General features: G+C 60.7%; 25 protein-coding genes. 2 read left to right on the top strand and 23 right to left on the bottom strand.

Going from position 1 to position 21,558, the window contains the following annotated elements; genetic code table 11:
- Positions 1–32: 32 nt before the first annotated feature.
- The 21 genes from acpS to AVHM3334_RS07830 form a co-directional block, all read right to left on the bottom strand.
- Positions 33–425 carry a holo-ACP synthase gene (gene acpS, locus AVHM3334_RS07930; RefSeq protein ID WP_284411155.1) on the bottom strand — a complete coding sequence of 131 codons (393 nt, stop codon included), beginning with the start codon at positions 423–425 and terminating at the stop codon, positions 33–35.
- 59 nt (positions 426–484) lie between these two features.
- Positions 485–1,276, bottom strand: a complete 792-nt coding sequence (locus tag AVHM3334_RS07925) for a pyridoxine 5'-phosphate synthase (protein WP_284411153.1) — start codon at positions 1,274–1,276, stop codon at positions 485–487.
- On the bottom strand, positions 1,273–2,052 hold the full coding sequence (recO, locus tag AVHM3334_RS07920) for a DNA repair protein RecO (RefSeq protein ID WP_284411151.1): 780 nt from the start codon (positions 2,050–2,052) through the stop codon (positions 1,273–1,275). The genes AVHM3334_RS07925 and recO overlap by 4 nt, the downstream gene beginning before the upstream one ends.
- A 231-nt stretch (positions 2,053–2,283) precedes the next feature.
- Entirely contained in the window at positions 2,284–3,300 is a 1,017-nt protein-coding gene (gene era, locus AVHM3334_RS07915) for a GTPase Era (RefSeq protein WP_284411149.1), read from the bottom strand.
- On the bottom strand, positions 3,297–3,980 hold the full coding sequence (gene rnc, locus AVHM3334_RS07910) for a ribonuclease III (RefSeq protein ID WP_284411147.1): 684 nt from the start codon (positions 3,978–3,980) through the stop codon (positions 3,297–3,299). Before rnc ends, era begins: the two co-directional genes overlap by 4 nt.
- Positions 3,981–4,346: a DUF4845 domain-containing protein gene (locus AVHM3334_RS07905; RefSeq protein ID WP_284411145.1), complete on the bottom strand. Its 366-nt coding sequence runs from the start codon at positions 4,344–4,346 to the stop codon at positions 3,981–3,983.
- Positions 4,347–4,398: 52 nt separating this feature from the next.
- Positions 4,399–5,373, bottom strand: coding sequence for a signal peptidase I (gene lepB, locus AVHM3334_RS07900; protein WP_284411142.1), 975 nt, complete (start codon positions 5,371–5,373; stop codon positions 4,399–4,401).
- Position 5,374: 1 nt separating this feature from the next.
- Positions 5,375–7,183 carry a translation elongation factor 4 gene (gene lepA, locus AVHM3334_RS07895; protein ID WP_284411141.1) on the bottom strand — a complete coding sequence of 603 codons (1,809 nt, stop codon included), beginning with the start codon at positions 7,181–7,183 and terminating at the stop codon, positions 5,375–5,377.
- Positions 7,184–7,632: 449 nt separating this feature from the next.
- Positions 7,633–9,063 (bottom strand): Do family serine endopeptidase, encoded by a 1,431-nt coding sequence (locus tag AVHM3334_RS07890; RefSeq protein ID WP_502869879.1) that lies wholly within the window; start codon positions 9,061–9,063, stop codon positions 7,633–7,635.
- A gap of 196 nt (positions 9,064–9,259) precedes the next feature.
- Positions 9,260–10,366 carry a MucB/RseB C-terminal domain-containing protein gene (locus tag AVHM3334_RS07885; RefSeq protein ID WP_284411173.1) on the bottom strand — a complete coding sequence of 369 codons (1,107 nt, stop codon included), beginning with the start codon at positions 10,364–10,366 and terminating at the stop codon, positions 9,260–9,262.
- Positions 10,367–10,376: 10 nt separating this feature from the next.
- A complete protein-coding gene (locus tag AVHM3334_RS07880; protein WP_284411139.1) occupies positions 10,377–11,003 on the bottom strand; it encodes a sigma-E factor negative regulatory protein in 627 nt (208 codons plus the stop codon).
- 54 nt (positions 11,004–11,057) lie between these two features.
- Positions 11,058–11,684: an RNA polymerase sigma factor RpoE gene (gene rpoE / locus AVHM3334_RS07875; RefSeq protein WP_284411171.1), complete on the bottom strand. Its 627-nt coding sequence runs from the start codon at positions 11,682–11,684 to the stop codon at positions 11,058–11,060.
- Between the two features lie 11 nt (positions 11,685–11,695).
- Positions 11,696–12,187 (bottom strand): hypothetical protein, encoded by a 492-nt coding sequence (locus AVHM3334_RS07870; RefSeq protein ID WP_284411137.1) that lies wholly within the window; start codon positions 12,185–12,187, stop codon positions 11,696–11,698.
- A 54-nt stretch (positions 12,188–12,241) separates the two neighbouring features.
- Positions 12,242–13,486 (bottom strand): beta-ketoacyl-ACP synthase II, encoded by a 1,245-nt coding sequence (gene fabF, locus AVHM3334_RS07865; RefSeq protein WP_284411135.1) that lies wholly within the window; start codon positions 13,484–13,486, stop codon positions 12,242–12,244.
- A 40-nt stretch (positions 13,487–13,526) separates the two neighbouring features.
- On the bottom strand, positions 13,527–13,766 hold the full coding sequence (gene acpP, locus AVHM3334_RS07860) for an acyl carrier protein (RefSeq protein ID WP_003058049.1): 240 nt from the start codon (positions 13,764–13,766) through the stop codon (positions 13,527–13,529).
- 103 nt (positions 13,767–13,869) lie between these two features.
- Positions 13,870–14,631 (bottom strand): 3-oxoacyl-ACP reductase FabG, encoded by a 762-nt coding sequence (gene fabG / locus AVHM3334_RS07855; RefSeq protein WP_284411133.1) that lies wholly within the window; start codon positions 14,629–14,631, stop codon positions 13,870–13,872.
- Positions 14,628–15,587: an ACP S-malonyltransferase gene (gene fabD / locus AVHM3334_RS07850; RefSeq protein WP_284411131.1), complete on the bottom strand. Its 960-nt coding sequence runs from the start codon at positions 15,585–15,587 to the stop codon at positions 14,628–14,630. Before fabD ends, fabG begins: the two co-directional genes overlap by 4 nt.
- A 50-nt stretch (positions 15,588–15,637) precedes the next feature.
- On the bottom strand, positions 15,638–16,615 hold the full coding sequence (locus AVHM3334_RS07845) for a beta-ketoacyl-ACP synthase III (protein ID WP_284411129.1): 978 nt from the start codon (positions 16,613–16,615) through the stop codon (positions 15,638–15,640).
- Complete coding sequence (gene plsX, locus AVHM3334_RS07840) at positions 16,615–17,667, bottom strand: phosphate acyltransferase PlsX (RefSeq protein ID WP_284411127.1); 1,053 nt, start codon at positions 17,665–17,667, stop codon at positions 16,615–16,617. Before plsX ends, AVHM3334_RS07845 begins: the two co-directional genes overlap by 1 nt.
- Positions 17,668–17,772: 105 nt before the next feature.
- Positions 17,773–17,955, bottom strand: coding sequence for a 50S ribosomal protein L32 (gene rpmF / locus AVHM3334_RS07835; protein ID WP_092744121.1), 183 nt, complete (start codon positions 17,953–17,955; stop codon positions 17,773–17,775).
- Positions 17,956–18,056: 101 nt separating this feature from the next.
- Entirely contained in the window at positions 18,057–18,608 is a 552-nt protein-coding gene (locus AVHM3334_RS07830) for a YceD family protein (RefSeq protein ID WP_284411125.1), read from the bottom strand.
- A gap of 25 nt (positions 18,609–18,633) precedes the next feature.
- Here AVHM3334_RS07830 and AVHM3334_RS07825 point away from each other — a divergent pair, with 25 nt between their 5' ends.
- Both AVHM3334_RS07825 and AVHM3334_RS07820 read left to right on the top strand, forming a co-directional pair.
- Complete coding sequence (locus AVHM3334_RS07825) at positions 18,634–19,233, top strand: Maf family nucleotide pyrophosphatase (RefSeq protein ID WP_284411123.1); 600 nt, start codon at positions 18,634–18,636, stop codon at positions 19,231–19,233.
- Complete coding sequence (locus AVHM3334_RS07820; RefSeq protein ID WP_284411122.1) at positions 19,230–20,030, top strand: SAM-dependent methyltransferase; 801 nt, start codon at positions 19,230–19,232, stop codon at positions 20,028–20,030. The genes AVHM3334_RS07825 and AVHM3334_RS07820 overlap by 4 nt, the downstream gene beginning before the upstream one ends.
- 112 nt (positions 20,031–20,142) lie before the next feature.
- On the opposite strand, the gene AVHM3334_RS07815 is transcribed toward AVHM3334_RS07820, so the two are convergent.
- Together AVHM3334_RS07815 and AVHM3334_RS07810 are read right to left on the bottom strand one after the other, a co-directional pair.
- The gene (locus AVHM3334_RS07815; protein WP_284411120.1) at positions 20,143–21,180 is read right to left on the bottom strand and encodes a S49 family peptidase; all 1,038 of its coding nucleotides are present in this window, start codon (positions 21,178–21,180) and stop codon (positions 20,143–20,145) included.
- A gap of 3 nt (positions 21,181–21,183) precedes the next feature.
- Complete coding sequence (locus tag AVHM3334_RS07810) at positions 21,184–21,558, bottom strand: Rieske (2Fe-2S) protein (protein ID WP_284411118.1); 375 nt, start codon at positions 21,556–21,558, stop codon at positions 21,184–21,186.

Raw genomic sequence — 21,558 nt, 5'->3', positions numbered from 1 at the left:
CGGCAAAAGCAATACAGTCGTGCGCTGCAGCGCTATTTTTTCTCGACCACGCAAAAGCTCGCTGCGTAGTCGGACTCATCGGTCACGCTCAGGTGGCACTGCAGGCCCTGCCCTTCGAACCATTCCTTGAGCGCCCCGTGCAGCACGATCACCGGCTGGCCGCTGGGCAGCTTGGCCACCTCGCAATGGCGCCAGGTCATGGGCATGCGCATGCCCATGCCGATGGCTTTGCTGAAAGCTTCCTTGGCGGAAAAGCGAGTGGCCAGGTAGCGCACGCCGCGTTCGGGCCAGCGCGCTCCGCGCTCGCGCCACGTCGCGAGCTCGCCCTCGGCGAGCACCTTCTCGGCAAAGCGGTCGCCGTGGCGTTCCAGGCTCGCTCGGATACGGCGGATGTCGCAGATGTCGGTGCCGATGCCGTAGATCATGGTTTGATCGATCCAATCTGCCTCAAGGGCATGAAATACTAGGGCACATCGCTATCAATTCAGGAGCATCTCGCTGCCATGCCCTCGTCGATGCAGCGCTGGTAGGCCTGCACCGTGGCGGCGTAGCCCAGTTCCAGCGCATCGGCGATCAATGCGTGGCCGATGGAAACCTCCAGCAGCCCGGGCACGCCCTGCACGAAGGCAGCCAGGTTGTCGCGGTTCAGATCGTGGCCGGCGTTCACGCCCAGCCCCGCTTCCAGGGCGGCCTGCGCGGCGGCCCGGTAGCGCTCCAGCTCGGCGGCCTGGCGCTCGGTGCCCCAGGCGGCGGCGTAGGGTTCGGTGTACAGCTCCACGCGGTCCGCGCCCGCCGCACGGGCTGCGGCCATCTGCTCGGGCAGCGGGTCCATGAACAGGCTCACGCGCACGCCCAGTTGCCGGCACTCGGCGATCAGCGGCGCGAGGCGTTCGGCATCCTGCGGAAAGCTCCAGCCGTGGTCGCTGGTGAACTGGTCTTCGCTGTCGGGCACGAAGGTCGCCTGCTGCGGGCGCACCGTGCGGATGAAGTCCATCAGGTTCTGCGACGGATTGCCTTCGATGTTGAACTCCCGCTCCGGCCAGTCTTTCAGCAGCGCCGCCAAGTCATGCACATCGCCCGGGCGGACATGGCGCTCGTCGGGGCGGGGATGCACGGTGATGCCCTGGGCACCCGCCTGCAGGCACAGCAGCGCTGCCCGCGTGACGCTGGGAATGCCCAGGTGCCGCGTGTTGCGCACCAGGGCCACCTTGTTGACGTTGACCGACAGTGCGGTGCGGGCCGAAACGTTGGGTTGGGAAGCGGAAGAACGGGTCATAGCGATTGCAGGTCCATCATGAGCTGGCGGGTGCGCAGCACCGGGCTGCCGCAATGGTATTGCAGCAGCGCGCGCAACTGGGGTTTGAGTTCGCCCGCCACGGGCACGCCCGCCTGGGCGATCACGCGCAGCGTGGCGGTATAGCTGGCGCCCTCGCCAGCCTCCAGGGCCCGCTGCAACGCCAGCCACTGCGCGCCGGCGAGCGCTGCGCGGTCGGCTGCGATGGCGGGGCGCAGGCCGGCCTCGGGCACCAGGGCGTAGCGGGCGGCGGTCTGCAGCGGCGCCAGCGTGGCCGTGTCGGCGCCCAGGCTGGGCAGCAGCCCGATCTCGCGCAACAGCAGCAGCTCGAAACTGCGCAGCACGGGTTCGAGCGCATCGCCATGCTCGCTGCCCAGCACGCGCACCACGCCGGCATAGGCATCGAACAAAGGCGCATGGGCGTCCTCACGGGCCACCAGGCGCATCAGCAATTCGTTCAGGTAAAGCCCCGACAGCAACGCATCGCCGGTGGGCATGACATGGCCGCCGACCCACTCGGCACCTTTGAGCGCATGGATCTCACCCTGCCCATCGCCCGACAGGGTGTAGTTCACCCGCAAGGGCTGCAGCGGCAGCAGCACGGGGCGAAAGTTGGAGGTGGGTTTCTTGGCGCCTTTGGCCACCAGTGCCACGCGGCCATGGTGGCGCGTGAACACGTCCAGGATCAGGCTGGACTCGCTCCAGTCGTAGCGGTGCAGCACGTAGGCAGGCTCATCGGAGATGCGGCGCGCAGCCATCGATTGCTATTCTTTCAATAGCACCCCGCGCTTGATAGATAAGCGCTGGAGGCTGATTCTTTCAACATCTGGCTGGGCCGAACGGCAACGGACTGCAGTACTGAAAACCGCGCCACGTCCACCCTTTAGACCGCCACGGCCCCAGCTCGGCCTGCCAAGGCCGCGCGTCTGGCCGCCGGGGATGGCGTCACTGCCTGAAGGGGGCAGCGCCGCTGGCGGCCCGTCGAGGCGTCACTCATACCCGAACGAGCGTACACGGGCTTCGTCGTCGGCCCAGCCCGAGCGCACCTTGACCCAGATCTCGATGAACACCTTGGCGTCCATGAGCTTTTCCAGCTCCTGCCGCGCCTCGGTACCGATGCGCTTGAGGCGCTCGCCCTTCTCGCCGATCACCATGGCCTTGTGGCCATCGCGCTCCACCACGATGGTGGCGGCGATGCGGATCATGCGGCTCTTGGTCTTGCCCTTTTCCTCCTCGAACTTGTCGATGACGACGGTCGAGGTGTAGGGCAGCTCGTCGCCCGTGAAACGGAACAGCTTCTCGCGCACGGTTTCGGAGGCCAGGAATTTCTCGCTGCGGTCGGTCAGCTCGTCCTCGGCATACCACCAGGGCTGCTCGGGCAGATACTTGGCGCAGATGCCGAACAGGCGTTCGATGTCGCCCTTGTTCTTGGCCGACATGGGCACGAACTCGGCGAACGGATGGCGCTCCTGCATGCTTTTCAGCCACGGCGCGATTTCCGCACGGCGGTGCACCATGTCGAGCTTGTTGGCGATCAGCAGCGTGGGAATGCCAGGCTTGAACAGCGACAGGACCTTGGCGTCGGCGAGCGTGAAGTTGCCTGCCTCGACCACGAAGAGGATCAGGTCCACGTCGCCGATGGCGCCCATCACTGTCTTGTTGAGCGACTTGTTGAGCGCAGTGCTGTGCTTGGTCTGGAAACCCGGCGTATCGACGAACACGAACTGCGTCTGCTCCGTCGTGCGGATGCCGGTGATCCGGTGGCGAGTGGTCTGCGCCTTGCGCGAGGTGATGCTGATCTTCTGGCCCACCAGCGCATTGAGCAGCGTGGATTTGCCCACGTTGGGCTTGCCCACGATGGCGATCAGCCCGCAGCGCTGTCCGGTGGCGTCAACCGGTGCGCTCGCGGGCTTTGCGGCCGCCAGCATGGCTTCCAGGTCATTTTGGCCGCCAGCGCTTGGTTCATCTGCGCTACCAGCTACATTTTTTGTAGCATCTTCGCTCATGGATTCTTTGCTTTCAAAAGGACCAGCATCGCCGCCGCAGCAGCCTGCTCGCCAGCCCGGCGCGAGCCGCCGATGCCGCGTTCGGCGAGGCCCAGTTCGGAGATTTCGCACTCCACATCGAAGGTCTGGCGGTGCGCAGCCCCCACCGTACCGACCACCCGGTACTGCGGCAGCTTCATTTTGCGGCCCTGCAGCCACTCCTGCAACGCGGTTTTGGGGTCCTTGGCGGCGGCATCCATCTGGGGATTGATCTCGACCCCCCGGAAAAGCCGATGCACCAGCGCTTCGGCCTGCAGGTAGCCGGCATCGAGGTACACGGCCCCGATGAGCGCCTCCAGCGCGTCCGCCAAAATGGAAGGCCGCAGCTTTCCGCCCGACTTGGCCTCGCCCTCGCCCAGGCGCAGCACGTCGGACAGCTTCAGCCCCAAGGCCAGCTCATGCAGGGTTTCCTGGCGGACCAGATTGGCCCGCACGCGGGAGAGATCGCCTTCGGGCAGATCGCGCAGCCGCTGGTACAGCAGGCTGGAGACGGCCAGGCTCAGGACGGAATCACCCAGAAACTCCAGGCGTTCGTTGTGGTCTGCGGAAAAGCTGCGGTGCGTGATGGCACGCTGCAGCAGCGAAGGATCGGAAAAGGCATGCTGCAGGCGGTCCTGCAGTGCGACAAGGCTGGGCTGCACCTACTTGGTCTGTTCTTGGAAGCGGTAAACGAGATAGGCCGGGCCGGCCAGGGCGATTTCGCGCGAGTAGCTGAACGACACGACGATCTTGTCGTTGCGCTTGGTCACTTCCAGGTCCTTGCCCGCGATCGAACTGATGTTGTCGATGGCGCCGGCACGGTCGAAGATCGCCCGCACCTCCGGCACGGAACCGCCCTCCCGCGCGGCCTTGTTCGCCGCCTTGTTGATGGCCTGGTACTCCAGGAAGATCGGCACCGACTGCCCGCCGATGGCAAACGCCGCCACGGCCAGCAAGCCGACAAAAACCAGTCCGATGAACGAAAGGCCGCGCTGGCGAGCGCGGCTGGCGGTGCGGTGCAAAGCCATGGTGATCTACCCTCTTTTTTGAATTGGCGGTTGGAACGTTCGAGGCCCCCGCTCAGCGGAACGGGCCGATGCGCTTGAGGTTGCCGAAGTTCATCCAGACGAAGAACGCCTTGCCGACGATATTGGCGTCCGGCACGAAGCCCCAGTAGCGCGAATCGAGCGAATTATCCCGGTTGTCGCCCATCATGAAATACTGGCCCTCCGGCACCTTGCACACCACGCCTTCGACGCTGTAGCGGCAGTTCTGGCGGTTGGCGAAGTCGCTGGCGCCCTGCACGAAGGCAGGCACGTCGGCATTGTTGATGATGCGGTGGCGGTGGTCGCCCAATTGCTCTTCGAACTGCTTGAAGTAGCGCATCGTGTCTTCATCGAAGAAGTCCGGCACGGCAGAGGTTTCCACCACCTGGCCATTCACCGTGAGGCGCTTGTTCAAATAGGCCACTTCGTCGCCGGGCACGCCCACCACGCGCTTGATGTAGTCCATGCTGGGCTGAGGCGGATAGCGGAACACCATCACATCGCCGCGCTGGGGGGCGTTGCCCTGCGTCAGCTTGGTGTTGATGACCGGCAGGCGAATGCCGTAGGTGAACTTGTTCACAAGGATCAGGTCGCCCACCAGCAGCGTGGGAATCATCGATCCCGAGGGAATCTTGAAGGGCTCGAACAGGAAGGAGCGCAGCAGGAAGACGATCGCGATCACCGGAAAGAGGCCCGCCGTCCAGTCCAGCCACCAGGGCTGCATCAGGATGCGGTCCTTGGCCTCCTGCACGTCGCCATCGACCTTCTGGATGCCCATGCGGTCCAGCTCGGCCCGGCGCTGCACGGCCGCGTCTTCGATCGCCTGGGCAGCCCGGCGGCGGCGCGGCAGAAAGACCAGCCGTTCGGCCAGCCAGTACGCACCGGTCACCACCGTGGCCAGGAACAGCAGCAACGCGAAGTTGCCCTCGATCGCGCCCATGTACCAAGCCCCGACATAGGCCACGAACGCGGCCAGGATCAGGGATGTCACGTATTGCATGGCCTGCATATCAGTCTTCCACCTGCAAAATGGCCAGGAACGCTTCCTGGGGCACCTCTACCGAACCGATCTGCTTCATGCGTTTCTTGCCTGCTTTTTGTTTCTCAAGGAGCTTGCGCTTGCGGCTGATGTCGCCGCCGTAGCATTTTGCCAGCACGTTCTTGCGCAACGCCTTGATGGTTTCGCGCGCGATGATGTTCGCACCGATGGCCGCCTGGATGGCCACGTCGTACATCTGGCGGCTGATGATTTCACGCATCTTCGCCACCACGGCACGGCCGCGGTATTGCGATTGCGATCGGTGCACGATGATGGAGAGCGCATCGACCTTTTCGCCGTTGAGCAGAATGTCGACCTTCACCACGTCGGACGCGCGGTACTCCTTGAACTCGTAGTCCATCGACGCGTAGCCGCGCGACACCGACTTGAGCTTGTCGAAGAAGTCCAGCACGATCTCGCCCAGCGGCATTTCGTAGGTCAGCATGACCTGCCGGCCGTGGTAGGACATGTTCATCTGCACGCCGCGCTTCTGGTTGGCCAGCGTCATCACCGGGCCGACATAGTCCTGCGGCATGTAAAGATGCACGGTCACGATGGGCTCGCGCACCTCTTCCAGGCGCCCCTGGTCGGGCATCTTGGACGGGTTCTCGACCATCACCACTTCGCCATCGGCCTTCACCACCTGGTAGACCACGCTGGGCGCGGTCGTGATGAGGTCCTGGTCGAACTCGCGCTCCAGGCGCTCCTGCACGATCTCCATGTGCAGCAAGCCGAGGAAGCCACAGCGGAATCCGAAACCCAGCGCCTGGCTGACTTCGGGCTCGTAATGCAGCGATGCGTCGTTCAGCTTGAGCTTTTCCAGCGCGTCGCGCAGCGAGTCGTACTCGCTCGCTTCGGTGGGGTACAGGCCGGCGAACACCTGCGGCTGAATTTCCTTGAAACCCGGCAGCGCTTCGGTCGCGGGGCCCGCATTGTTGGGCAGCTTCTTTTCCAGCGTGATGGTGTCGCCCACCTTGGCGGCCTGCAGCTCTTTGATGCCGGCAATGATGTAGCCCACCTGACCGGCGTCAAGCGAATTGCGCGCTTCGTTCGCAGGGGTGAACACTCCCAGGGTGTCCGCGTTGTACACAGCCCCGCTGGCCATCATCTTGAAGCGCTCGCCCTTCAGCAGGCGGCCATCGACCACGCGCACCAGCATCACCACGCCGACATATGAATCGAACCAGCTGTCGATGATCATCGCGCGCAACGGCCCATCGGCCTGGCCGCGCGGCGCAGGCACCTTGGCCACGATGGCTTCGAGAATCTCGTCGATGCCCATGCCCGTTTTGGCAGAGCATGGAATCGCGTCGGTCGCATCGATGCCGATCACGTCTTCGACTTCGGCCTTTGCGTTGTCCGGGTCTGCGTTCGGCAGATCCATCTTGTTCAGCACCGGCAACACTTCCACGCCGAGGTCCAGCGCGGTATAGCAATTGGCGACGGTCTGGGCTTCCACGCCTTGCGAGGCATCGACGACCAGCAATGCACCTTCGCATGCGGACAACGAACGCGAGACTTCATAGGAGAAGTCCACGTGACCCGGCGTATCGATCAGGTTGAGGTTGTAGATCTGCCCATCGAGGGCCTTGTACTGCAATGCCGCCGTCTGCGCCTTGATGGTTATCCCACGCTCTTTTTCGATGTCCATCGAGTCGAGCACCTGGGCTTCCATATCACGCTCGGCAAGCCCGCCACAGCGTTGAATCAAGCGATCCGCCAGGGTCGATTTGCCATGGTCGATGTGCGCAATGATGGAAAAATTTCTGATGTGATTCATCAAGGGAAAGCGACAAGTGATTGAATTAAAACGGCGCGCACAAGAAAAAAGGGCGCGTCAAATGGTGACGCGCCCTGAACCAACAATCATTTGGCAACTGCGATGGTTGGGACTTCATTGTAGGCAAAAAGGCCGAGAGGGAAAGTCCACCCGACAAGGTTCAGAAGGCGTTGCCACCTTGCAACGCGTATTTTATACACAGCTTATTCACAAAATGCCGATAACCAGCGGAACAACTTGTGGGCGAACTGTGGATCGCCTGTGCATCGTTTGCCACCATTCCACATCGTGATGGCCAGCGACTTCGATATGCAGGAATACTCAAAAAATCAGCCGCCATTCTATCGAAATCGGTAGATGGCAATCTCAGCCAAAAACACGCTACCTGATGAGGATCGCCGCCGCAAAAGCCCCAAATCCCACTTCGGGATGGGGCTTTGCGGGAGGGATCAGCGGGCAGGACGAATCAATGCGTACTGAGCCCATTCCCCACGGCGGAACAGCACGTTGATGGCCTTGCCCTTGTCCGCCTTGCCCAGCGCGGCTTCAAAATCCTTCAGATTCGCCACCTCGATATTGGCGATGGAAAGGATGACATCGCCCTCGCGAAGACCGGCACGGGCGGCTGCATCGGTGGCGGCATTGACTCGGACTCCGCCCTTGAGCTTCAACTCCTTCTTCTGGGCATCGGTCAGATCGGCCAAGGACAGGCCCAGTTGCTGAGCGGCAGGCGATGGCTTGGGCTTGGCCCCTTCCTTGTCAGCACCCTTGCTCGCCACCGGCTTGTCGTCTGGCTCGATCTCGGCCACGGTGATCGGCAGGTCCTTGGTCGAGCCTCGGCGGAACACCGTCACCGTACTCTTGTTACCCGGCTTCGTGTTGCCCACGAGGCGCGGCAGATCGGCCGTCTTTTCAATGGTCTTGCCATCGAACTTGGTGATGATGTCGCCTGCTTCGACGCCGGCCTTGTCGGCAGGCGAGCCTGCCTCCACACCACTCACCAACGCGCCCTGCGGCTTGCCCAGGCCAATCGACTCGGCCACATCCTTCGTGACCTGGCCGATCTGGACCCCGATGCGTCCGCGGGTCACCCGGCCCGTCGCCCGCAATTGGTCACTGACGCGAATGGCCTCGTCCATGGGAATGGCAAAAGAGATGCCCATGAAGCCACCAGAACGGGAATAAATCTGGCTGTTGATGCCGACCACCTCACCGCGCATGTTGATGAGCGGCCCACCGGAGTTACCGGGATTGATCGCCACGTCCGTCTGGATGAACGGCAGGTAGTCGCCCGTGTCGCGCTGCTTGGCACTGACGATCCCGGCAGTCACCGAGTTTTCCAAGCCAAACGGCGAGCCGATGGCCATCACCCATTCGCCGACACGCAGCCGGTTCAGGTCGCCCACCTTGACGGCGGGAAGGCCGGTGGCTTCGATCTTGACCACCGCCACGTCGGTGCGCTTGTCGGCGCCAACGATCTTGGCCTTGAATTCACGCTTGTCGGTCAGGGTGACGATAACCTCGTCTGCGCCTTCCACCACGTGCGCATTGGTCATCACATAGCCGTCTTGCGTCAGGATGAAACCAGAGCCGACACCACGCGGTTGCTCTTCTTCCTGCTGGGGCCGCTGGGGGCGTTGCTGGCGCTGCGCGTTGGGAGGCACCGGCACACCGAACCGCCGGAAGAACTCCAGCATCTCCTCATCCATGGCATTGGGGCCAGCCCGCTCCGCTGCTTTTTCCAGCGTACGGATGTTGACCACCGAAGGACCCACCTGATCCACGAGGTCCGTGAAATCGGGCAGCCCGCGGACCGTAGGCGGCGGGGTTTGCGCCAGCACACCAGCGGGCACAACTGCGGTAGCGGCAGTCAATGCCATCGCGACGGCCACAGCACACGATTGCAGGTTTTTCCAATTCGTCGTCATCGGCATCATCGGTCTTTCTAATTCAGGGGAGACATCTGGGAGCAGCAAAGCACTTCGTACTGCAAGGTTCAGGTTTGGTTCCCGCAAGGCAGCAGGACAGATGCCAATTTCATGCCATTGCGGTCGAGCAACGGCAAGCGACGACACGTCAATGGACGTATTCCAGTCGCTCTGCCACCAAACGCAGGGTTTCTTGGGGCACCTCGCCCACAGCGGTCAGCCACATGTTGCCTGAAATGCGCAAGGCCAAAGTCTGGGTTGCTCCCATGCTGCCAGCACTGGGGCCCGGCGGGTGCCGAGAAGCATCGTAGCGCTCCAGAAAAAGCGACACCGTCGCAAGCCCGTCGGAGAGCAGGCAATGCAGCGGCAGGCCAGCTTGAGCCTGCGCTGGCACGGCATCTTCCTGCCTGTAGCAATCGCCCGGCGTGAACCCACCGATGGGCGCCTTCAACTGCCACCCCTCTGCCTTCGCCGTCGTCTTGTGCATGGCCACCTTCACCAGGCGGAAATCACCCACGTCGTCCATCATCGCTGCCAACCGCGGAAAGGACACCGGATTGTCCAGTTCCAACTGGGAAAATGCGGCCTGCTCCAGAACCCGTCCCCGGGCATCCAGCGTCTGCAGCTTCAGGATCAAACCCGAGGCTTCAGCGACCCACATGCGATAACCGAAACGCAGCGCATCACGGGGCCTGAGCCACGCGACTTCGCTTTCGTGGCCGGCAACGCGCTCCCGTCCCAGAGCTTGAACTGTGTAATGCGCATCGAGCCCCCGGTCAGCCGTCTCGGGAAGACGGGGGAACAAACTGGGCATGTCTCGGCGATCTTCGCGCACCATTCGAGCCTGCGGCAGAAAGGTGCGTACCAAGCCTTCGCGGCGGTATACCACTCGGGGAGATCCGTTCAACGCCTCGATGCGCTCGATCTGGTCCTTACCGTCCGCCGCATGCCATATGCGAGAGCTGACCATGGCCCCAGACGATGAAAGCAACACGAAGGTGCCGCTGTAGCTGTGCTCGCGGGATGCGCGATGAATGCGCTCCAGCCAACCAGAGACAGAGCGGACCTCACCGGCCGCAACTGAGGCCGGCACTGCAATATCTGAAGCAGGACCGGCCAATGCCTTAGCCATCCCCGCCAGCATCAGCCCCCATGCAAAGGCATGGCGCAGCGAAACGATTCTTTTCAACACGCCTTCGCACGCATGGGCGCTCCTCATCAGAACGGTGGCATGCGAGAGGCCTTCTTGGCCCATCTTCACGGTCTCAGCGCGCAGGGGCTTCAAACGTGGCATTGCGCAGAAAACCTGCCGGCATCTGCAATGCCGAAGTGTTTCCAAATTGCTTATGCGCCGCCAGCAGCTCATCCAGACGCGGGTCGCGGATCATGACCGGCGTCTGCGCCGCTGTGTCGCCACCCTCGGCAACAGCCACCACCGCAGGCGCCGCCGTCACAGGGGCGACAAGGGCCATCTGTCCACCCTGATTATTCGACTGTATGCCGACCAACGCCGTCCACCCGATGGCCCCGACCGCGGCCAGCGATGCGAAGCCCGCTGCCATTTTCCAGCGAAAGACAGAGGCATTGGCGGCCACTGCAGGCTTCACGGCCTCCTGCATGGCGACTTTCAGAACGGCGGCCTCTGCAACCATTGCGGGGCGCTCCACGCGTTCTTCCTCGATTTGGGTACGAAGCCGATCAATCAATGTCGAATCGACCGGACGGGCCAGTTCAGAAGACCGCAGAACATCCCCGATCAAATGGTACATCTGCCACGTGGCAACACCATCGCCACTGCTGGCATGGTCCACGGCCTGTGCGAAATCCTGGCCCCGCAACTGACCATCTGCCAAGGCAGACAAATGTTCGCGCATTTTCAGATCATCATTCATGGTCGTTCCCCGCCGTCACTGTTTGCTTCAATGTGCTTTGCCATCCGCGTTGCGCTACCAGCGCTTGCCCGACTGCTTTTCCAGCAAAGGGCGAACCCGGGCCGATATGGCTTCCCGCGCCCGAAAGATACGGGACCGCACGGTGCCGATGGGGCAATCCATGGCAGCCGCGATTTCCTCATAAGTCAACCCTTCGATCTCACGGAGCGTCACCGCCTGGCGTAAATCCTCAGGCAGCGCATCCATTGCTGCATTCACAGCCACAGCGATTTCCTGGGCAGCAAGCACGGTCTCGGGCGTTTCGTCGGTGATTAGTTCGTGTCCAAGCCGGGAAGTTTCATCGTCGTCACCACTTCCACGAAGAGCATTTTCCGAAATAACGGGATTGCGCTTCATGTCGACCAGCGCCTTCTTGGCGGTATTGACCGCAATCCGATAGAGCCATGTATAGAACTGCGCCTCGCCTCGGAACTGATGCAATGCGCGATAAGCCCTGATGAACGTTTCCTGGGCAATATCCTGCACCAGATCAGAGTCCCGAACCATGCGGCCGATGAGCCGCTCAATGCGCCGCTGGTATTTGATCACCAGCAATTCGTAAGCCTTTTGATCGCCAGCAACCGTACGCTCTACGAGCTGCAGGTCACTGTCGACGGGAGGCGGGGGCATTGAAGCAGTCATGTGAAAAAGGCTCACGCGTCGCCGCGCCGGACAGAAAACACGCCGTCGGCACGAGGCTCTGGCTTGGGGCGCGAATATACCGCACGACGCAGAGAGGCCCACGACTCTTGAGGACCGCAACGTTCCAGGCACAACCAGGCGCTGCGGCCGTCCAGCCCGCTCAAATGGACCAAAAAGAACCGCTGGAAGTCCATGTGGACAACCAAGACCCCAGCCACGGGCAATGCATCACCCGCGGTCAAGGACCAGTTCAAACCGTCCCACTGAAGGAAGCCGCTGGGCAAACGGCGCCAGAAATACCATCCCGACGCAGCAACGAAAGCCCAAAGCACCCAGGAAAGAATGAATTGGACCGTCAAATCCCCAGAGGCTTGACCCATCCATGCAACAAGCCCGCCAGCACTGGAAAACAGAGCCGAAACGATAAACCAGCCCACCAAGCGACTTCTTTGAAAGACATAGCGGGTCGCTGGCGCATGGAAAGACTGGGTCGTACGGGTCATCGCAGCGCTGGCGTTGAATGCAGGTAGCCCGCAAATTGCGGCCCTGCTATCTCATCAAAGGCGCTTGAACACCAGCGTGCCGTTGGTGCCGCCGAAACCGAAGTTGTTCTTCACGGCCACATCCATCTTCAAGTCACGGGCAACATTGGCACAGTAGTCCAAGTCGCATTCCGGATCTTGTTCAAAGATGTTGATGGTCGGCGGCGCCTTTTGGTCCCGAAGCGCCATCACGGTAAACACGCTCTCGATTCCCCCGGCGCCGCCCAAAAGGTGGCCGGTCATCGATTTCGTCGAACTGATCACGGTGTTTTTGGCATGCTCGCCCAATGCCGCCTTGATCGCATGTGTTTCGTTCAAATCCCCCAATGGCGTGGATGTGCCATGGGCATTCAAATAATCCACGTCTTCGGGGTTGATACCGGCGTTGCGCAGGGCTGCTTGCATGGCCCGGCGGGGGCCGTCCATGCTAGGTGCCGTCATATGACCCGCATCGGCACTCATCCCGTATCCAGACAGTTCCGCATAAATCTTGGCGCCTCGCGCTTTGGCATGCTCGTACTCTTCGAGCACCAGAACACCAGCGCCCTCACCCAGCACGAAACCGTCACGGTCCTTGTCCCAAGGGCGGGAAGCAGTGCTGGGGTCATCATTGCGTGTCGACAAGGCACGCATGGCCGCAAACCCGCCAACACCCAAGGGCGACACAGTCGCTTCGGTGCCGCCTGCCACGATCACATCGGCATCGCCGTACTCGATCTTTCGCGCAGCTTCGCCAATGCAATGCAGACCTGTCGTACAAGCCGTGACGACGGAGAGGTTGGGCCCCTTGAAACCAAACCGCATCGAAACATGGCCTGCCACCATATTGATGATGGAAGCGGGAACGAAAAAAGGCGTGATTCTTCGCGGCCCACGGCTTTCCAGCTCTGCATGCGTGTTTTCGATCAGCGGCAATCCACCAATCCCGGATCCGATGATGCAGCCAATGCGCGCTGCGAACTCTTCGTCCAGCGCTTCGCCCGTAGGAAGCCCGGCATCCCGCACGGCTTCATCTGCCGCAGCGATGCCGTAATGGATGAACGTATCCATCGTGCGCGCATCTTTCGTGCTCATGTAAGCGGCCAGATCGAATCCCTTGACCTCACCCGCGATCTTGCAGGCAAAGTTCGAAGCATCGAACTTGGTGATGAGGTCAATGCCGGATTTTCCAGCCAAGATGTTGGCCCAGGCATCTGCCACCGTGTTTCCGACGGGGGTGATGCAACCCAGGCCGGTCACGACAACGCGACGACGGCTCATGCGCTATGACTTTCTACGGATCTGTCTGAATGGAAGGCGCTCAGGCCTTCTGATGGGTATTGGCGTAGTCGATGGCGTTTTGCACCGTGGTGATCTTCTCTGCGTCTTCGTCAGGAATCTCGATGCCGAACTCGTCTTCCAGCGCCATCACCAGCTCCACCGTGTCCAGCGAGTCGGCACCCAGATCGGCCACGAAAGCCTTTTCATTGGTGACTTGCGACTCTTCAACGCCGAGTTGCTCGGCAATGATCTTTTTGACACGTGCTTCGATATCGCTCATGGTTTCCCTTTGAGGGTTGTGAATGAATCCGCGATTCTAGCTGCTTCGGGATCAGTCCCCTATCAGCCCGCCGCCCGGATAAATCGGCGTTAACTTTGTCTAATTACATGTACATGCCGCCATTGACATGCAACTCCTGTCCTGTCACATAGCCAGCTTCTTTGGAAGCAAGAAATGCGACGGCGTGCGCGATGTCCTCAGGGCGGCCCATATGCCCCATCGGGATCTGCGACTGCAGCGATTGCTGCTGCTCTGAAGGCAGTTGCGCCGTCATGTCGGTGGCGATGAAACCTGGCGCAACGCAATTGACAGTGATACCGCGACTTGCCAATTCGCGGGCCATTGCACGCGCCATTCCAGCGACACCAGCCTTTGCAGCCACATAGTTGGCCTGGCCAGGGTTGCCAGCAGCGCCCACCACGCTGGTGATATTGATCATCCGCCCGAAACGCTGCTTCATCATGGGACGGATAGCAGCGCGGCTCACCTGAAACACTGCCTTGAGATTGGTGTCGATGACCGCATCCCAATCGTCATTCTTCATTCGCATGGACAAGGTGTCGCGGGTGATGCCTGCGTTATTCACCAGCACGTGCAGCCCGCCATGCTGCTTCACGATGGCATCTATCAACGCATCGACTGCCGCCACATCCGTGACGTTGAGATTGACGCCATGACTGCCGTTGCCAGAGGAAGCAAGGGCTTGGGAGATGCGCTCGGCACCCTCATCCGTAGTGGCCGTCCCGACAACGAGATATCCACGGCTTGCCAATACGGTCGCGATCGCTGCGCCAATGCCGCGGGATGCACCTGTCACCAGGGCAACCTGGGGTTTGTTGTCATTCAATAAAGATGTGTCGCTCATGCCAATAATGTTTGTGCTTCGGCCAGCGAGGCCGGATCGTAAAGAGAGGCCGCAACCAACTCAGGGTCGATGCGTTTCGTGAGGCCGGCAAGTACTTTGCCCGGACCGCATTCCACCAAATGCGTGATACCCCGGGCCTTCAGCGATTGCACGCACTCCACCCAGCGCACTGGGCCAAAAGCTTGGCGATAAAGCGCATCGCGAATCGCATCAGCTTCTTGCTGAACGGCAACATCCACGTTGTTGACCACAGGAATCTGGGGGTTGGACAACGCCACAGTCGATAAGGCATCCCGCAACTTTTCGGCCGCAGGTTTCATCAAGCTGGAATGAAAAGGTGCCGATACGGGCAACGGCAAGGTGCGCTTGGCCCCTGCAGCCTTCAAAACCTCACACGCCTTTTCCACCCCCGCTTTGGTGCCAGCGATCACGGTCTGAATGGGGTCGTTGAAGTTCACAGCCTCGACCACCTCCACACTGCCTGCTCCGAAAGAGGCGGCCGCCAAGGCGCAACCCTCGATCACCTTTTGCGCGTCCATGCCAAGGATGGCAGCCATTGCTCCGACACCCACCGGAACCGCTTCCTGCATCGCGGCGGCACGCAGGCGCACGAGTGGAGCAGCTTGAGACAGCGTCAAGACACCCGCCGCCACCAGCGCAGAATACTCGCCAAGAGAATGGCCGGCCACCGCCGCCGGAGCACCCCCACCTTCGGCCACCCAAACACGCCAGGCAGCCACCCCCGCCACGAGCATGACCGGCTGGGTATTGGTGGTCAACGACAGCGCTTCCTTGGGCCCCTCATGGATCAACCGCCGCATGTCCTCGCCCAGTGCGTCGGATGCTTCCTGCAGAGCATGGGCGACGACTGGATGGTCGCCCCAAGCATCCAGCATGCCGACAGACTGCGAGCCTTGGCCAGGAAAAACAAATGCAAAAGTTTTTTGTGTTGTCATAACCGGATCGTAAAAACTGGCTCCAGCGCTTTATTACCAAGCGTCTATTGCTACAATTTAAGGAGCACCGCACCCCAGGTAAAACCGCCACCCACACCTTCCAATAGCAGCGTCTGCCCAGGCTTGGCTTGACCATTGCGCACTGCATGATCGAGTGCCAAGGGAATCGAAGCCGCCGAGGTGTTGCCATGCTGATCGACGGTGACGACCACCTTGTCCATCGGCAAGCCAAGTTTTTTGGCCGTGCTTTGCATAATGCGGATGTTGGCCTGGTGAGGAATCAGCCAGTCCACATCGGCATCGGTCATGCCAGCTTTGTCCAATGCGGCACGGGCAGCCTTTTCCAGCACGCCGACTGCCAGCTTGAAAACCGCCTGGCCATCCATCTTGAGCAACGGATCGCCGAGAACCTTGCCGCCATAGACATTGCCGGGCACGCAAAGAATGCCCACATGCTTGCCGTCAGCGTGCAAATCGCTCGACAAGATGCCAGGCGTTTCCGAAGCCTCCAGCACGACAGCACCGGCTCCGTCACCGAACAAAACACAGGTAGTGCGATCATCGAAATCGAGAATGCGGCTGAATACTTCCGCACCGACCACGAGCGCACGCTTGGCGCTGCCCGACTGAATCATGGCGTCTGCCACTGTCAAGGCATAAACGAATCCGCTGCACACGGCTTGAACGTCAAAGGCAGGGCATCCATTGGCGCCGAGCTTGTTTTGCAAGATGCAGGCTGTAGAAGGAAATACCATGTCCGGAGTAGACGTGGCCACGATGATCAAATCGATGTCCTGCGGCTGCAACCCCGCTGCGTCCAGAGCGTTGCGAGCCGCCTCCAACCCGAGGTCGCTACTGCAGACATCGCGTTCAGCGAAGTGACGCGCGCGAATACCAGTGCGCTCGACAATCCAGTCGTCAGATGTTTCTACACCGCGCTGCGCCAATTCGGCCACGAGATCGGCATTGGTCAAACGACGAGGAGGAAGGCTGCTGCCAGTGCCCGTGATGCGTGAGTAGCGTCTCATCAATATGTGGCCCCGACCGCGGAACTGGCTGGCTGGGCATCCGCTGGCGCCAGCAAGGGCGAAGCGTGCGCCACGCGCGTCCGAACGCGGTCGAGCAGGTTGTTGCGGGCTGCATCATACGCCCGGTTCAAAGCTTGCTCGAAAGCCATGGCATCTGCTGATCCATGGCTCTTAAAGACAAGGCCGCGCAGTCCCAAAAGGGCTGCGCCGTTATAACGGCGATGATCCATTCGTTTCATAAGCGCCGATAGAACCGGATAAGCGGCAATTGCCGCCATTTTGGTAAATATGTTTTTCTTGAACTCTTGCTTAAGTCCGCCAACGATCATGGTTGCCACACCTTCGCTGGCCTTGAGCGCAACATTTCCAACGAAACCGTCACATACCACGATGTCGACGGTTCCTTTGAAAATATCGTTGCCTTCTACATTGCCGTAAAAGCGGAGATCACCAGAATTACCAGCAATACGCAGCAATTCCCCCGCTTTTTTAATGACATCGCTGCCTTTGATGGCTTCTTCACCGATATTCAACAAACCGACTGTCGGTTCCGAGCCCTCTTGGAGAGCGGACACCAGGGCTGAACCCATCACCGCAAACTGCAGCAGATGCTCCGCACTGCAGTCCACGTTGGCGCCCAAATCCAAAACCGTCGTCGCTCCACCTTTGGCATTGGGCATCTGGGTAGCGATCGCTGGGCGATCGATACCCTCCAACGTCTTGAGAAGATAACGAGCGATCGCCATCAAAGCACCCGTATTGCCGGCAGACACTGCGGCTTGAGCGGCTCCATCCTTGACCTGTTGTATCGCCACCCGCATGGACGAATCCTTTTTGCGGCGCAATGCGATCTCCACCGGATCGTCCATGGTGACGATTTCGCTGGCAGGGGTGATGGCAGCCCGATCGTGACCGAAGTCTTTGAGGCTTTCGGGTTGGCCAACCAACAGCAGTCGGGCGTCAGGATGGTGTTCGAGGAACTGGCGGCACGCCGCTAGCGTGACGCGGGGGCCGTGATCGCCCCCCATGCAGTCAACAGCCAGTGTGATCATGGGCGACTCGTTCGGGCCCAAAGGGGACCGAAAATGAAAATACAGCGAACAAAACAAAGGCCCGCGCTACCATTCGTAGCAGCGGGCCTTGGCGCGTGATTTAAATCAGGCTTCAGACTTGTTCTTCAGCACTTGGCGACCACGGTAGAAACCGTTGGGGCTGATATGGTGACGCAGATGGGCTTCACCGGTGGTGGGCTCGACTGCCGTACCTGGCACGTTGAGCGCATTGTGCGAACGGTGCATGCCGCGCTTAGAAGGGGATTTTTTGTTTTGCTGAACAGCCATGGTGGCTCCTGAGTCTTGAAGGGTTGGTAAAAAACGCGATCAGCCCAGAAAAGACACGAGGGGGATTCGCGTGAAGCCCTCGATTATATCCCAAACAGTTTTCAGTCCTCCGATTTGTCTTTCCTCAAGGCTGCCAGTGCGGCAAAAGGATTCGGCTTCTGGGCGCTGGCCTCCTCGAAATCTTCGTCGGTGGATTCCATAGGGACGGGCGCGGGGCATTCATCGTGCCGCGGCACCAGAGGCAATGCCATCAGCAATTCGTCTTCTATCAATTCACGCAAGTTGAATTCGCGACTCAACGCCAGCAAGTCTTCGTCACTCTCGTCATCCAGCGCTTCAGCCGTGGCCTCATCCGCGACGAAGCGAAATTCTCGCTCCACCTCCAGCGGCACATCCACCGGCCCAAGGCAGCGCTGGCAAGTCATCGGAAAAGCTGCACGCGCGACAAGCCGTAACCAGATCTGTCCACCAATGCCATGGGTACTGCGCAGTTCACCGTCGGCTTGCCAGTCCACGATGAGGTCGGGGTGCAGGCCCTTGGCCTCTTGGGCGAGCCGTTCGTATTTCAACAGGGAGTCATGGCCGGACAAATGACCGCCCGCCTGCGCGAAGGCTTTGACATCGAGGCGCTGTGGGGAAAATTCCTTGGTCATGGCGGCAGTGTAAGAGAATCAGCGCATGCCTCAATCCCCTTCATTGCCCCGCCGTTTGGTACTTGGCTCGACGTCTCGATATCGCAGCGAATTGATCTCCCGTCTGCATCTGCCTTTCGATGTAATAGCCCCCAACGTGGATGAAACGCCCCACGTGGCAGAAGCTCCTGATGCCCTCGCCTTGCGATTGGCCTTGGCCAAGGCGCGCGCTGTCTCGATGGCTTACCCTGAAGCAGTAGTGATCGGATCCGATCAGGTCGCGGACTTGCAAGGCGAGCCATTGGGCAAGCCCGGCACGCATGACCGGGCCGTGGAACAACTGCGGCGAATGCGTGGGCAAAGCGTCGTGTTTCAAACCGCCGTGGCAGTCGTCTGCGCAGCCACGGGGTTTGAACAGGTGGCTCTGGCCCCGGTCGAAGTGCTTTTTCGTGAACTATCCGATGCAGAGATAGAACGCTACCTTCGCATCGAGCAACCATACGACTGCGCCGGCAGCGCCAAAAGCGAAGGGCTGGGAATCAGCCTGCTCGATAGCATTCGCAGCGATGACCCCACTGCGTTGATCGGTCTTCCGCTGATTCGCACGTGCCGGATGCTGCGTGCCGCGGGGTTGGAACTGCCATGACAGCGGCTCCAACCGCACCAGCAACGCCTTCGACAGGCACGCTTTATCTCGTACCCGCGCCGCTCGACTTCGGGTGCGACACACAATCCCCATTGGATCAATCGCTGCCTGCCGCCACGTTGCAGACGGCCTCGCAAATCACGCATTGGATCTGTGAGAACGCAAAAAGCACTCGTGCCTACCTCAAGCGAATCGACGCCTTGCATCCCCTCAAGCTACCGATTCAATCGCAGCAGATCGAAGAATTGCCACGAGAGGTACACAAGAAAGGCGACCATGGCGCGGAAGGCCATGTCGTGTTCGATGCGCGATCGCTGCTCTCACCCGCCCTCGCAGGCCATGACATGGGCTTGGTGAGCGAGGCTGGCATGCCGGCGGTTGCCGATCCCGGCAGTTCGGTGGTGCGCGCTGCACACGACTGCGGACTGCGCGTTGTGCCGTTGGTCGGGCCAGTTTCGCTGTTGCTGGCATTGGCCGCGAGCGGCCTCAATGGCCAGAGCTTTGCCTTTGCTGGCTATCTGCCACAAGACCCGGCGCAGCGCGCTGTGCGCATCCGCGAGCTCGAAGCCCTTGCACTCAAACAGGGGCAGACCCAGCTGTTCATTGAAACCCCCTACCGCAATGCGGCGCTGTGGCAGGCATTGGTCCAGACACTGCAGCCCAACACCCGGCTGGCACTCGCCAGCGGATTGACCTTGCCCCAGGCCAGGACCGAAAGCAGGCTGGTACGCCAGTGGAGGCAACAGTCCGAAGCGCCTGATAACCGCACTCCGACGGTCTTCGCCATCGGTCGATAAACCACATCCGCCGCACCGCCTTGCTGCGCGTCGAGTGCAGCGCCATTTACCTGATTTCGCACTGACTCTCGGCCGGGAATCCCAGGCCGAACTCAGAGTGCAGATGCTCGGTTCAGCGCACCGACGGAGTGCCTTTGATGGCCTGGATAGCGGTTTCGCCCATGGCAGCGCCAAATTTCTTCACCAACCGCTCAGCGACATTGTCACGGCGGGTGTAGTCGATGATTTCTTCGGCTTTGACGACTTCACGCGCCACGTAATCGAGGTTGCCCAGGTGGTCGGCCAAACCCATCTCGACTGCCTGCTGGCCGGTCCAGAACAGGCCACTGAAGGTGTCGGAGGTCGGTTTGAGGCGGTCGCCCCGTCCTTCCTTGACCACGTGGATGAACTGCTGGTGAATCTGGTCCAGCATGGCCTGTGCATAGGCGCGTTGCTTTTCGGTTTGCGGACTGAATGGGTCAAGGAATCCCTTGTTCTCGCCAGCCGTCAACAGGCGACGTTCAACACCCAGCTTTTCCATGGTGCCGGTGAATCCAAAGCCGTCCATCAACACACCGATGCTGCCGACGATGCTCGCCTTGTCCACATAGATGTCGTCCGCTGCGGCAGCGATGTAGTAAGCCGCGGATGCGCAGGTTTCCTCGACCACGGCATAGACCGGCTTGTTGTACTTGGCCTTCAGCCGAATGATCTCGTCATTGATGATGCCTGCCTGCACAGGGCTGCCGCCCGGTGAGTTGATAAGCAGCACCACAGCCTGCGATCCGGAATCTTCGAAGGCGCTGCGCATGGCCGCGACTACGAATTCGGCGCTGGCTTCGGCGCCAGCAGCGATCTCACCTTTGATATCGACCACAGCGGTGTGCGGCGTGCTCTTGCTGGTGCTGGTAGCGTCGCGCGCAAGCAACACCCAAGCCACGGCAATCAGGAAGACCAGCCAAGCCAACCGGGTAAAGATGCGCCAGCGCCGTGCTGAACGCTGCTCGGACAAGGTCGCGAACACCAGCTTTTCCAGAACATCCCGCTCCCAGCCAGGTGCTTTCGCGGCGTCCCTTGCTTCTTTTTCAGGAGCAGGCTTTGCCCACAGGTCAGGCGCTGGAGGGGAATTCTGCCCAGAACCAGAGGGTTCGGGCCGGATGGGTTCGGTCATTTGTCAAAATTCGACAGGTTGCAGGTGGTGGTCAGTATGCCAGCGCACTACGTTCTGGACCTCCGAGAGTTCAATCTTCACCAACCCGCCACGGCACGGCCCGCCCGCGCAGGCCCCCGTGTCAGGCCGGTAAGCGGCACCGTGAGTGGCACACAGAAGCCAACGTCCGGTGTCATCGAAGAAGCGGCCCGGCTGATAGTCCATTTCCATCGGAACGTGGGTGCAGCGGTTCAGATAGGCGCACGGCCTGCCTTCAAAGCGCACGGCAAAGGCGCGACAGATCTGGCCGGCATACACCACGTCAAACGCCACAGCCGTTCCGCCATCTACCAGATCCATACTGGCGTATAAATCGATCGGCAGCGAAATGAATGTCAT

The organism is Acidovorax sp. SUPP3334, from assembly GCF_030159055.1.
Classification (GTDB): domain Bacteria; phylum Pseudomonadota; class Gammaproteobacteria; order Burkholderiales; family Burkholderiaceae_C; genus Paracidovorax.
The sequence above is the reverse complement of the archived record's forward strand: the minus strand, read 5'-3'. Positions and strand labels throughout refer to the sequence as shown.

Excerpts from the sequence above, each read along its gene's own strand:
- acpS (WP_284411155.1), bottom strand. The coding sequence starts at position 425 with ATGATCTACGGCATCGGCACCGACATCTGCGACATCCGCCGTATCCGA.
- AVHM3334_RS07925 (WP_284411153.1), bottom strand. The coding sequence starts at position 1,276 with ATGACCCGTTCTTCCGCTTCCCAACCCAACGTTTCGGCCCGCACCGCA.
- recO (WP_284411151.1), bottom strand. The coding sequence starts at position 2,052 with ATGGCTGCGCGCCGCATCTCCGATGAGCCTGCCTACGTGCTGCACCGC.
- era (WP_284411149.1), bottom strand. The coding sequence starts at position 3,300 with ATGAGCGAAGATGCTACAAAAAATGTAGCTGGTAGCGCAGATGAACCA.
- AVHM3334_RS07905 (WP_284411145.1), bottom strand. The coding sequence starts at position 4,346 with ATGGCTTTGCACCGCACCGCCAGCCGCGCTCGCCAGCGCGGCCTTTCG.
- lepB (WP_284411142.1), bottom strand. The coding sequence starts at position 5,373 with ATGCAGGCCATGCAATACGTGACATCCCTGATCCTGGCCGCGTTCGTG.
- lepA (WP_284411141.1), bottom strand. The coding sequence starts at position 7,183 with ATGAATCACATCAGAAATTTTTCCATCATTGCGCACATCGACCATGGC.
- AVHM3334_RS07890 (WP_502869879.1), bottom strand. The coding sequence starts at position 9,063 with ATGGCATTGACTGCCGCTACCGCAGTTGTGCCCGCTGGTGTGCTGGCG.
- AVHM3334_RS07885 (WP_284411173.1), bottom strand. The coding sequence starts at position 10,366 with ATGGGCCAAGAAGGCCTCTCGCATGCCACCGTTCTGATGAGGAGCGCC.
- AVHM3334_RS07880 (WP_284411139.1), bottom strand. The coding sequence starts at position 11,003 with ATGAATGATGATCTGAAAATGCGCGAACATTTGTCTGCCTTGGCAGAT.
- rpoE (WP_284411171.1), bottom strand. The coding sequence starts at position 11,684 with ATGACTGCTTCAATGCCCCCGCCTCCCGTCGACAGTGACCTGCAGCTC.
- AVHM3334_RS07870 (WP_284411137.1), bottom strand. The coding sequence starts at position 12,187 with ATGACCCGTACGACCCAGTCTTTCCATGCGCCAGCGACCCGCTATGTC.
- fabF (WP_284411135.1), bottom strand. The coding sequence starts at position 13,486 with ATGAGCCGTCGTCGCGTTGTCGTGACCGGCCTGGGTTGCATCACCCCC.
- acpP (WP_003058049.1), bottom strand. The coding sequence starts at position 13,766 with ATGAGCGATATCGAAGCACGTGTCAAAAAGATCATTGCCGAGCAACTC.
- fabG (WP_284411133.1), bottom strand. The coding sequence starts at position 14,631 with ATGAGCGACACATCTTTATTGAATGACAACAAACCCCAGGTTGCCCTG.
- fabD (WP_284411131.1), bottom strand. The coding sequence starts at position 15,587 with ATGACAACACAAAAAACTTTTGCATTTGTTTTTCCTGGCCAAGGCTCG.
- AVHM3334_RS07845 (WP_284411129.1), bottom strand. The coding sequence starts at position 16,615 with ATGAGACGCTACTCACGCATCACGGGCACTGGCAGCAGCCTTCCTCCT.
- plsX (WP_284411127.1), bottom strand. The coding sequence starts at position 17,667 with ATGATCACACTGGCTGTTGACTGCATGGGGGGCGATCACGGCCCCCGC.
- rpmF (WP_092744121.1), bottom strand. The coding sequence starts at position 17,955 with ATGGCTGTTCAGCAAAACAAAAAATCCCCTTCTAAGCGCGGCATGCAC.
- AVHM3334_RS07830 (WP_284411125.1), bottom strand. The coding sequence starts at position 18,608 with ATGACCAAGGAATTTTCCCCACAGCGCCTCGATGTCAAAGCCTTCGCG.
- AVHM3334_RS07825 (WP_284411123.1), top strand. The coding sequence starts at position 18,634 with ATGCCTCAATCCCCTTCATTGCCCCGCCGTTTGGTACTTGGCTCGACG.
- AVHM3334_RS07820 (WP_284411122.1), top strand. The coding sequence starts at position 19,230 with ATGACAGCGGCTCCAACCGCACCAGCAACGCCTTCGACAGGCACGCTT.
- AVHM3334_RS07815 (WP_284411120.1), bottom strand. The coding sequence starts at position 21,180 with ATGACCGAACCCATCCGGCCCGAACCCTCTGGTTCTGGGCAGAATTCC.
- AVHM3334_RS07810 (WP_284411118.1), bottom strand. The coding sequence starts at position 21,558 with ATGACATTCATTTCGCTGCCGATCGATTTATACGCCAGTATGGATCTG.